Origin of the sequence: Bacillus cereus group sp. MYBK30-2, from assembly GCF_051915945.1 — a bacterium.
Lineage (GTDB): Bacteria > Bacillota > Bacilli > Bacillales > Bacillaceae_G > Bacillus_A > Bacillus_A paramycoides.
In genome coordinates, this window is record NZ_JBQAFR010000001.1 from 1,219,612 (window position 1) to 1,230,869 (window position 11,258).

Here is an 11,258-nt window from a genome sequence, read left to right on the forward strand (position 1 = left end):
AGCTATTATTAGCTCTCTTTCTATTTCTATTAAATAAGCAAATCAAACAACACAGGATTTTTATTAAGCTCCATAAATTGAATGTTATTTTCTTGAAAACGAGTAATTAAAGCCTCATAGTCTTCTCTATGTTTCAACTCTACTCCCACTAATGCAGGCCCGTTCTCTTTATTATGTTTCTTAATATACTCAAAGCGGGTAATATCATCTTCCGGTCCTAATCCTTTATCAAGAAATTCTCGCAGTGCCCCTGAACGTTGTGGAAATTCAATAACGAAGTAATGCTTTAACCCTTCATAAATGAGCGAACGTTCTTTCATTTCTTGCATTCTATCAATATCATTATTCCCACCGCTCAACGTACACACAACCGTTTTATCTTTTATTTCATCTCTGTATAGATCAAGCGCCGCTATAGATAGCGCACCAGCTGGCTCCGCTACAATCGCATTTTTCTTGTACAATTCTAATATCGTCGTACAAACCTTTCCCTCTGGCACTAAAACAATGTCGTCAATTACATCTTTACAAGTTTCAAATGTTAACTTTCCTACCTTTTTAACAGCTGCACCATCAACAAAACTATCAATCTTTTCTAATGCGACATTTTCGTTTTGAAGAAAAGCCTCTTTCATAGATGCAGCTCCCATTGGTTCTACACCGATTACTTTTGTAGTTGGGCTCACACCTTTTACGTATGTACCGATTCCTGATGCTAATCCACCACCGCCAATTGCTGTAAATATATAATCAACTGGTTTCTCCATATCGTGCATAATTTCAACAGCGACTGTTCCTTGACCAGCAACGACATACGGATCATCAAACGGATGTACAAATGTCATCCTATTCTGCTCACAAAAGCGCTGAGCCTCTTGGAAAGAACTATCAAATGTATCACCAACTAATACAATTTCTGCGAAATCGCCGCCGAAAAATTCAACTTGTGATACTTTTTGTTTAGGCGTCGTTGTCGGCATGAATATTTTCGACGGAATCTTCAATAAATTACACGTATAAGCAACTCCTTGTGCATGATTACCAGCACTTGCACAAACAACGCCATTTTGTAATTGTTCTTTCGATAAACTTCGGATTAAATTGTACGCACCACGAATTTTGAAAGAACGGATAACTTGTAAATCTTCTCGCTTCACATATACGTCACATTCGTATTTCTCAGATAACACTGTATCACGTTGTAACGGCGTTTTAATAACGATATCTTTCATGCAATTATGAGCCATTAAGATATCTTCAATTTTCACTCTCTCCTTTACATTTTGCACCATTTTATATCATCCTTATCTCTTTTTTATATTGGCTCAATCAAAATTCGGGATTTTCAGAACTGCACCTGTATTCGCTGATGTTACCATTTGTGCATAGCGTCCAAGCCAGCCAGTTTTCACTTTTGGTTCTGGTCGCTTCCATTCTTTTTTACGCTTCTCTAATTCTTCATCACTAACTCTTACTTCTAACAATCGTTCCTCAACATCAATACAAACTATATCCCCTTGTTCCAGAAGTGCAATCGTTCCTCCCGCAGCTGCTTCTGGTGAAATATGCCCTACCGAAATACCACGTGAAGCACCAGAGAAACGACCATCAGTTAAAAGTGCAACATCTGCCCCCAATCCCATACCAGCAATTGCTGACGTTGGTGCTAACATTTCCGGCATACCAGGTCCGCCTCTTGGTCCTTCGTAACGAATAACAACTACATCTCCTTTCTTGACTTTCCCAAGCATAATGCCGGCAAGCGCCTCATCTTGTGAATTAAAAATAACGCAAGGTCCTTCAAATCGTTTTACTTCTGTTGCCCCACTTTTAATAACCGCTCCGTCTTTCGCAAGGTTTCCTTTTAATATACGTAATCCCCCTTCTTTACTATGAGGATTTTCGAGAGAATGGATAACTTCCTTATCTTTAATCTCTGCATGAGCAATATTTTCTCGCAACGTTTGCCCAGTAGCAGTTATACGATCAAGGTGGAGTACCCCTTCTTTTCGGCTCATCTCTTTCAAAATTGCACTAATCCCTCCCGCACGATCAATATCTTCCATATGCCAATTAGAAGCTGGACTTACTTTACATAAATGCGGTACACGTCTTGAAACTGCATCAATGCGGTTCATATCGTAATCTAAACCCGCTTCTTGTGCGAGAGCTAGCGTGTGTAATACTGTATTCGTTGATCCACCCATCGCCATATCAAGCGCAAACGCATCATCAATTGCTTCTTCTGTTACAATGTCGCGTGGTTTAATATCTCTTTCAATTAAAATTTTTAATTTTTCTGCTGCTTGTTTAATTAACTCTTCACGCCTTGGGTCAATTGCTAAAATACTACCGTTACCAGGCAATGCTAAGCCTAGTACTTCACATAAGCAATTCATAGAGTTCGCTGTAAACATACCGGAACAAGAGCCGCAAGATGGACAGCCATGATCTTCGATATCCTTTAATTCTTCTTCTGAAATTTTCCCAGATTGGTAGGCTCCTACCCCTTCAAACACAGAACTCAAATCGACAACTTCCCCTTTAGAAGTCTTCCCAGCTGCCATCGGTCCACCTGAAACAAATACAGTTGGAATGTTTACACGAAGTGCAGCCATCATCATTCCCGGCGTAATTTTGTCGCAGTTTGGAATACAAATCATCCCATCAAACCAATGCGCATTTACAACTGTTTCTACTGAATCTGCAATAATTTCACGGCTCGGAAGTGAATAACGCATACCGATATGCCCCATCGCAATACCATCATCTACTCCAATTGTATTGAATTCGAATGGAACCATGCCTGCTGCACGCACTGCTTCTTTTACGAGTTTCCCAAACTCATTTAAGTGCTTATGACCTGGAATAATTTCAATAAAAGAATTACAAATTGCTACGAATGGTTTATCAAAATCTTCATCTTTTAAACCAGTTGCTTTTAATAAACTACGATGCGGAGCTTTATCAAAACCTTTTTTAATCATGTCACTTCTCATTTTGTCCAATCCCTTCTTATACATTTCTTCTCTTACTTAATCTATTTTTTTAAATAAAAACTCTCGCCTCAGCAATCAACTACTACTTAATAGTAGCTTTGATTGCTGAGGCGAGAGTTTCGCGTTACCACTCAGCTTCCTTACACTTCTCACGAAATATAAGCTCTGTAGGTCCAATCAGACCCCCGTCCTTTTACCGGAGACGATGCCGCCGCCCTCTACTCAGTTTCCCTTTCGCAAGCGATGCTCCGAGGTGATCTTCAATGATTCGATTGTTACTACTCTCACAGCCTTGGAGCAGCTCTCTGAAACGATCATAATCATCTACTTTCCTCTTCTTTGCATATATAAAATATAAAGTCAGAAGATTCTTAATTAACTTTTATTTATTAAACGTATTATAGGACTTTGTTCTTTTCATTGTCAATATATTTTTTGAATTTTTTAATAAACTTAACCTTCATCCAACTAACATTTTGAATCACACCTAAACAAAATTTTATTTACTTTTGATATCAAATGCTTGTTTTCACGTTATTCTTTATTTATCCCCCCCTGATTCCCATTACGTATGAGAAATCAGGGGGATATAAATTTTTCGATACAATTCATCTACATCTTCTTTTCAACGGAAGTATCTTTCCGATCATACTTTACTCCATATTTATTACTCGGTCACAAATAGCATTTACATCCTCTCGATCATGTGTAACAAAAATACATGTCATTCCTTCTTTTTTTAATATATCCTTCAATTCTTGACGAATCTTTCCTCTTAAATCTGCATCTAGATTACTGAATGGCTCATCCATTAAAAGGATGGATGGATTAGGTGCTAGCGCACGCGCTAACGCCACACGCTGCTGCTGTCCACCGCTCAATTCATATGGATAACGCTTTTCAAATCCTTTTAAATCAATAAGCTCTAGCATATGTAGCAATCGATTCTTTTGCTCACTCTTTGAGAAATGATGTAAACCAAACTTAATATTTTTCTCCACCGTTAAATGTGGAAACAATGCATAGTCTTGAAAGACCATTCCCACTTCTCGTTTTTCTGGAACAAGAAAATGTTCATCATCTACAATCGTTTTATTCTTTATTTCAATGCTACCTGATGAAGGATACTCTAATCCTGCAATTAGGCGAAGTAATGTACTTTTCCCACTGCCACTTTTCCCGAGAATCCCAACAATTTCACCTTTTTCAATTGAAATAGACAGCCCATCAATAACATCTTGTTTTGCATTTTTATAACGGAAGCTAAGATTATTCATTTCAAAAAACATTACTACGCCTCCTTCTTCTCTAAACGATAAAAGATATATACTGATACCATACTAATCAAAACAATAATTAACGCTGGAATTGATGCTTCCTGTATTCGCTCATCACTTGCAAATTGATATGTTTTCGTTGCTAACGTATCAAAATTGAATGGGCGTAAAATTAACGTTAACGGAAGTTCTTTCATAATATCTACAAAAGTAAGAATAAAACCGCTAATAATAGTACCTTTCATAAGTGGTAAATCCACTTTGATAAAGGTTTTTGTCATCCCAAACCCTAGCATACGTGATGCTTCATAATACTTCGTCCCCATTTTTTCAAAACCAGCTTCAATAGAATTAAATCCGATTGCTAAGTATCGTATTACATAAGCAAAAATGACCATAACTATCGATAAACTTAAGACAAGTTTTCGATCTGTACCTACCCATTCATATAGTGTAGATAACCCTTTATCTACTGAAATAAATAATGTAAGTACACCAATAGCTAATACGGCACCAGGAATAGAGTAACCAATTGAAACAAACCTTGTTAATACGTTGGAAAATGAATTTTTTTGAACACGACACACATTTGCAATCATAATAGAAAGAACAATAATAATTGTTGTTGCTAGCAATGCTACAAACAATGTATTCTTTATTAATTCAATAAATTGTGTCTGTAACACACTTTCATACGTTAATAACGCCCATGAAATCATTTGTATGAACGGAATAGCAAATGAAAAGGAGAAAATCAATACACAATACGACAACGCTAATAAGCCTTTCCATCCTTTTAATCGAATTGGTGTTAACGCCTTTGTCTTACTCGTTGTAGCACTAAACTTTTTACGGTTTCGTAATAGTTTTTCAATGAATAAGAAAGTAATAACTCCGACCATTAAAATCGCTGCAAGCCTAACCGCCGAATCCACATCATACATTCCAAACCAAGTCTGAAAAATTGCTGTTGAAAAAGTTTGAATCCCAAAATAACTTGCTACTCCGTAATCATTTAGCACCTCTAATATTACTAAACTTACTCCTCCAACGATTGCGACTTGTGAAATAGGTAATACAACCTGATAGAATACTTGCCATTGGTTTTTCCCTAGTAAACGTGCATTTTCTATTAACGAAGCACTTTGATTTTCTAAATACGACTTTGTAATGATATATACATAAGGAAACAAAGTTATCGTAAAAATAAATACGGCACCTTGAATCGACATAATATTGAAATACGATGTATCTACCTTCCATTCTAACGTATTACGAAAGAAACGTTGCACAACTCCTGTATAACTTAGCATTCCACTATATGTATAGGCTGCAATATAAGGCGGAATCGCTAAAGGTAACACAAACATCCATCGAAATAGCTTTTTTAGTGGAAAATCATATGCCGCGACTAGCCAAGCTAGTGTCACACCGACAATAATCGTACATATCCCGGTGAAAAAAGCTAATTGCAAAGTATTCCATATGTAATCACGTAACATATAATCTTTAATGTGCTGCCAATTCTCGTTAACCTTCTGAAACAAACTGATCACAATGAAAAAATTGGGTAGCAAAACAATAGCTACTCCAACGAGGCTAATGGCTACCCAACTGTTCATATTTTGTTTCAGCATTCGTAAGAAATGCTGTTTTTTCATGTTTATTTCCAACCCACTTTATTAAAGATTTGTGTTGCTTTCGCGTTATTTTCACCTAGCACAGCAAAGTCTATTTTTTGCGTTTTAAATGTACCCCATGATTTTAATAGCTCTGGCATTTCTGCTTTTTTATTAACTGGGAATTCAAAGTTTGCTTTTGATAATTCTGTTTGTGCTTTTTCACTTGTGAAGTATTCGATTAATTTCACTGCATTTTCTTTATTTTTACTATGTTTTACTAAACCAGCGCCACTAATGTTAACGTGTGTACCTGTTGTATCTTGGTTAGGGAAGAATACACCTAACTTTTCCGCGACCTTTACTTCTTCTGGATCTTGAGAATTCGCTAATAATCCAACGTAATACGTATTCATAATTGCGACATCCGCTTTACCAGCAACAACTGCTTTCGCTTGATCACGATCGCCGCCCTGTGGATCCTGTGCAAAGTTTTCAACAATACCCTTTGCCCATTCCTCTGCCTTTTGCTCACCATTTAATGCAATAAATGAAGCTAATAATGATTGGTTATATAAACTTGTAGAAGATCTTGCTAACACTTTCCCTTTCCAGTTCGCTGTTGCAATATCCTCATATGTAGACAATTGTTCTGGCTTCACACGGTCCTTTGCATAAACAAGAACACGAGCTCGTGTCGCAAGACCAATCCATTCATTATCTTTATCACGTAAATTTTTTGGAACGTTTTTATCAATTTCTTTAGAACTTACTAGTTGTAATACGCCATTTTTCTTAGCTGTATTCAACACACCACCATCCACTGTAATAAATAAATCAGCTTCAGTGCTTTCCCCTTCTCGTTTTAAACGTTCAATTAATTCTTCTGCTTTTCCTTTTACAACATTAACTTTAACACCTGTGTCTGCTGTAAAGGATTCGAATAATTTATCATCCGATTCATAGTGACGTGCTGTATAAACGTTTACTACTTTACTCTCTTCTTTTTTCTTTGTTTTAGCCGCTACGTCTTCCTCTTTTTTTGACGCGCATCCTGCCAATGTCCCTAATGCCATCATGGCAGCTAAAGAAACTGATAACAACTTCTTCATGTTTGTAATCCTCCCTATTCTCCCCTAAAGATATTGATAATCTTTATCAATATAAATTATAGAAAACTATAATTCAATTACCAATCTATATTCGGAAGCATTTACATGCAGAATTTTAACATTTTTTCTACAATTGATGACAAAATATTTACTTCTTCTATATCCATATATATAATGTAGAAGAATTCACACAATTACTACATTATATGTATTAATTATTACGTGAATAAAAAACTTGATAAAATATTTCATCAAGTTTTTCACAGGACGCTTTTATCAATATTCTTTATGCATGCAACAATAAACGCGTAGGCTACTAACATTAAAGCTTTCAATTACCTAGGAGGAGTAGAAGCGTACCTATACTACTGATTTTCTTTTCCCTCTGATTGTTACTGAGAAACGGTCAATAAATTGATGTGGGCAGAGAATCTTTCGTATAAAAAACATATATTTTCAAATCTTTTTTATTGCGTAATAAAACCAACTATATAATACTATATAAAACATATATATTTAGGAGGATTACAGCAATGTCTGAAAAAACATACGAACTCGCTACCTTTGCAGGCGGTTGTTTTTGGTGTATGGTAAAACCATTTGATGAACTTCCTGGCATCCAAAAAGTCACTTCTGGATACGCAGGTGGTCACATTGAAAATCCAACATACGAACAAGTAAAATCAGGGATATCAGGACATTTAGAAGTCGTTCAAATTACATTCGATCCTTCTATTTTCCCGTATCAAAAATTACTTGATTTATATTGGCCACAAATTGATCCAACTGATGATGGTGGGCAATTTTTCGATCGCGGTCCCTCTTACCGCACAGCAATTTTTTATCATAATGAAACACAAAAAGAGCTTGCAGAAAAATCGAAGCAAACTCTAGCAGAAAGCGGTATATTTAAAGATCCTATCGTGACTGAAATTCGCTCAGCTGCACCTTTTTATGAAGCAGAGGAATACCACCAAAATTTTTATAAAAAGAATCCAAAGAAATATGCTACCGAGCAAAAAGAATCTGGGCGTGAAGAATTTATTAAAGAAAATTGGTCAAAAAAATAACACACTCTCTCCATGTTTTTTCATCTTTTTGAAAAAGCATGGAGTTTTATTATCTTTGGAAGAAATACAAAACGATGATAAGAACGATTACTGTTAATGTCCAAAGCTTTAATTCATTTATCACCCTTCTTTTCTTAGCTGACATTATCTGTCCTCACCTCACTTTTATTTTTCCACAGAAATACCTTTCTCCAATAAACATGAAAAAACCTCCAGTTCATTTCCTGAAGGCTCCATTGTAATGCATACTTATTTCTAGAATTACTTTTTCAATCTCTCAATAAAATCGTTCAACTTATCAAGTGATTTCATATTATGATTACAAGCTACACTATCTTTACAAATATAATTCCCCTTTTTAACGAAAGTTCCCGGTACATCACCCTTTATCTCAACTAAGAACATTCCTACTTCTTCATGCCCATGACATAATGAACAAATACTTTTTTTATTTATACTTTGGAATGTTCCTTGTAGACCAACAAACTTATTTTTATTGTTTTTCGCTATAATAAATTTCCTGCTCGAGCCTTTATCAATCCAGCCCAAATAAGATATTTCTTTCATATTGATTTCTTCCATATCAGGAAGTTTTAATTTTTTTGCCTTAGGGAATAATTTTTTTAACGTTTGTGCTGTAACTTCCTGAAACGGAATTACATACGGATTTATTTTCAGTAAAAATGATTCTGCATCTTCTCTATTTTCGACTGTTAATACCATATCAATTAACTCTTTTTGTTCGGTAGCCAAATTCTCAAAGACATTTAGTACTTTTTCAATAGCAAGAGATTTCAGTGCCGCAATAACCCCTCGATCATTTGCTGTCGCATGTCCATTTGCTAAAATATAAGCTTGTGATTTTATAAAATTATATTGATCACTTCTAATAAAAGCTTCCATCTTTATCACTCCATACAAATTGTTGATCTAGTATCATTGTATACAATAATCATGTTTTACGGTATGTAAAAGACGATTTACAAAAGAACTTTACATAACAAAACCGCCTCTAGGTTTCCCATTAGAGGCGGCTTCCTTATTTAGAATACACGATTTTCTTAATCGTTTCCCCGGACAGAAAATACTTTTCAGCAAGTTGATGAATAGCAATTCCACTTTTAAACGCTTCCTTAATTGCTTTATTTCGTTCATCTAATTGCTTTCTTCCTCCAGATTGTGTACCCCATTTATAATGTTCCGTTTCTTGTTTTGGAATGTAAATTGTTTCACCTTGTACATACTTTTGAATTTCAATAATTAAACTTTCTGGTAAAACAGTCACAGCTTTTACGTATTTCATTTCTGCTCGCCCCTTATTTTTTATGGTTCATTTCAATAAGGTGCAAAGCCAAATATAAAAAATGATACGAGCTCATTTGGGCGATTGTATATTACTTGTCTACCTCACGCAAAGTATCGCCATTTCCATACTTGGCTTTGCATGAGACGTTGCAGTGTCTGGCAATTGAATTATAATCGCCATATAAACACCTCCTAATATACCTTTTGCATTTTATTATATGACAAATCCTCTCACCTTGCACCTTCCATGCTTTCTTAAAGAAAAAGCGCTAGCCTTTCGTTAAAACGATAGACTAGCGCTTTAGATTAAATAATTCCTAATACATTTAGGAATACGATAATAATCGCAATTGGTGCAATATAGCGAAGTAAGAATAACCATAATACGAATAGTTTATAGCCTTTATTTTTACTTACGCCAAGCTCTTTCATTAATACATCTTTCTTCATTTTTAAAGGAACGAAGATGGAAACCAGTAATACGCCTAGTGGCATTAATACGTTACTAACCGCATAATCTGCTAAATCAAAGACAGTCTTTCCAAAAATCTTGAGATCACTTAAAATCCCGAATGATAATGCTGATGGTACACCAACAACGAAGATTAATAACCCAACTATTAAGGCCATTTTTTCGCGTTTCCCTTTACCTTTTGATGTTAATGACGCAACACTAATTTCTAACATCGAAATTGCTGATGTAATAGTAGCAAAGAAGAATAGTAATAAGAAAACGATGAAGAATAATTTTCCGAACGCCATTTTACTAAAAATAGCTGGCAATACGATAAATAATAGCCCCGGTCCTTGAGATGGTTCCATTCCAAATGCGAACACAACTGGGAAAATTGCAAGTCCTGCAAGTAATGTAATAACAAGCGTCAAAGCTACAATAGAAAATGCTGAACGCGGTAAACTTTCTTCTTTCGGTAAGTATGAGCTATACGTTACCATAACAGCTACACCGACAGATAGCGAGAAGAACGATTGCCCCATTGCATATAAAATAATTTCTGACGTTACGTTTGAGAAATCAGGTTGCAAGAAGAAGCGAACTCCTTCTCCAGCACCGTCTAATGTAAGTGCACGAACAATTAATACAAAGAATAAAACGAATAGTGCTGGCATGAAATATTTATTTACTTTTTCAACACCATTTTGTACACCTTTACTTACGATAAAAATAGTAATAAGGATGAATAATAGCTGTGATCCAACCGCTAAATACGGATTGGAAATGATTTCACCAAACGTAGCTTCGTATGCCCCATTTCCTTCCCATAGTCTACCTGTAATTGCATTCCATAAATATAATATAATCCAACCTCCTACAACACTGTAGAAAGAAAGTAATATGAAACATGTTACAATCCCCAACTTACCTAACCACGGCCATAGCGTTTTAGGCGCAATTTCTCTGTACGCATCAACGGCCTCTTTTTGTGTACTTCTTCCAATAACGAATTCGGCTAATAATAGCGGTAAACCAATTAATAATGTGAAACCAATGAAAATAAGGAAGAACGCGCCGCCTCCTCCGATGCCGGCCATATACGGGAATTTCCAAATCGCCCCAAGACCAATTGCTGAACCTGCTGCAGCTAATATGAAGCCTAATTTCGATGTCCATTGCTGTGAATTCATTTGTTTATCTCCTCTCTTTATCTTTTTTCTGTTTTACAATTCGGTATTTATATTGTTCTATCAATACTATTTTCTAATACCCTCCCTTCCTCCCTAATAAAAAAACGCCCCTACGTAAACACGTAGGGACGACAAAAATATCGCGGTACCACCCTAGTTATGAAGATACACCAAAAGTAAGACCTAAATAAAAACGCCCCTACGTAAATACGTAGGGACGATAAAATATCGC

9 protein-coding genes and 1 other annotated feature are annotated in these 11,258 nt (G+C 35.7%); of the genes, 1 reads left to right on the forward strand and 8 read right to left on the reverse strand.

All coding sequences use genetic code 11. The features are described 5' to 3' along the window. Positions 1 to 29 precede the first annotated feature (29 nt). From ilvA to ACTFQM_RS06400, 5 genes are all read right to left on the reverse strand, one after another. A complete protein-coding gene (ilvA, locus tag ACTFQM_RS06380; protein WP_002171363.1) occupies positions 30 to 1,292 on the reverse strand; it encodes a threonine ammonia-lyase IlvA in 1,263 nt (420 codons plus the stop codon). Positions 1,293 to 1,325: 33 nt separating this feature from the next. Then, entirely contained in the window at positions 1,326 to 2,999 is a 1,674-nt protein-coding gene (gene ilvD / locus ACTFQM_RS06385) for a dihydroxy-acid dehydratase (RefSeq protein WP_440033807.1), read from the reverse strand. 103 nt (positions 3,000 to 3,102) lie between these two features. Continuing rightward, positions 3,103 to 3,348, reverse strand: a binding site (T-box leader). A 304-nt stretch (positions 3,349 to 3,652) separates the two neighbouring features. Next, positions 3,653 to 4,288, reverse strand: a complete 636-nt coding sequence (locus ACTFQM_RS06390) for an ABC transporter ATP-binding protein (RefSeq protein WP_427308551.1) — start codon at positions 4,286 to 4,288, stop codon at positions 3,653 to 3,655. Positions 4,289 to 4,290: 2 nt separating this feature from the next. Further along, a complete protein-coding gene (locus ACTFQM_RS06395; protein WP_025148928.1) occupies positions 4,291 to 5,937 on the reverse strand; it encodes an ABC transporter permease in 1,647 nt (548 codons plus the stop codon). Positions 5,938 to 5,939: 2 nt separating this feature from the next. Then, positions 5,940 to 7,007, reverse strand: a complete 1,068-nt coding sequence (locus tag ACTFQM_RS06400; RefSeq protein WP_440033809.1) for a Fe(3+) ABC transporter substrate-binding protein — start codon at positions 7,005 to 7,007, stop codon at positions 5,940 to 5,942. Between the two features lie 533 nt (positions 7,008 to 7,540). On the opposite strand from ACTFQM_RS06400, the gene msrA reads away from it, so the two are divergent. Further along, entirely contained in the window at positions 7,541 to 8,077 is a 537-nt protein-coding gene (msrA, locus tag ACTFQM_RS06405; RefSeq protein ID WP_440033810.1) for a peptide-methionine (S)-S-oxide reductase MsrA, read from the forward strand. 261 nt (positions 8,078 to 8,338) lie between these two features. Here the strand turns inward: msrA and ACTFQM_RS06410 are convergent, their stop codons facing one another. From ACTFQM_RS06410 to ACTFQM_RS06420, 3 genes are all read right to left on the reverse strand, one after another. Further along, positions 8,339 to 8,980, reverse strand: coding sequence for a FusB/FusC family EF-G-binding protein (locus tag ACTFQM_RS06410; RefSeq protein ID WP_025148931.1), 642 nt, complete (start codon positions 8,978 to 8,980; stop codon positions 8,339 to 8,341). A 136-nt stretch (positions 8,981 to 9,116) separates the two neighbouring features. Then, positions 9,117 to 9,380, reverse strand: a complete 264-nt coding sequence (locus tag ACTFQM_RS06415; RefSeq protein WP_440033811.1) for a CD3324 family protein — start codon at positions 9,378 to 9,380, stop codon at positions 9,117 to 9,119. Positions 9,381 to 9,688: 308 nt separating this feature from the next. Beyond that, positions 9,689 to 11,026 carry a sodium-dependent transporter gene (locus tag ACTFQM_RS06420; RefSeq protein ID WP_002171358.1) on the reverse strand — a complete coding sequence of 446 codons (1,338 nt, stop codon included), beginning with the start codon at positions 11,024 to 11,026 and terminating at the stop codon, positions 9,689 to 9,691. Positions 11,027 to 11,258 lie beyond the last annotated feature (232 nt).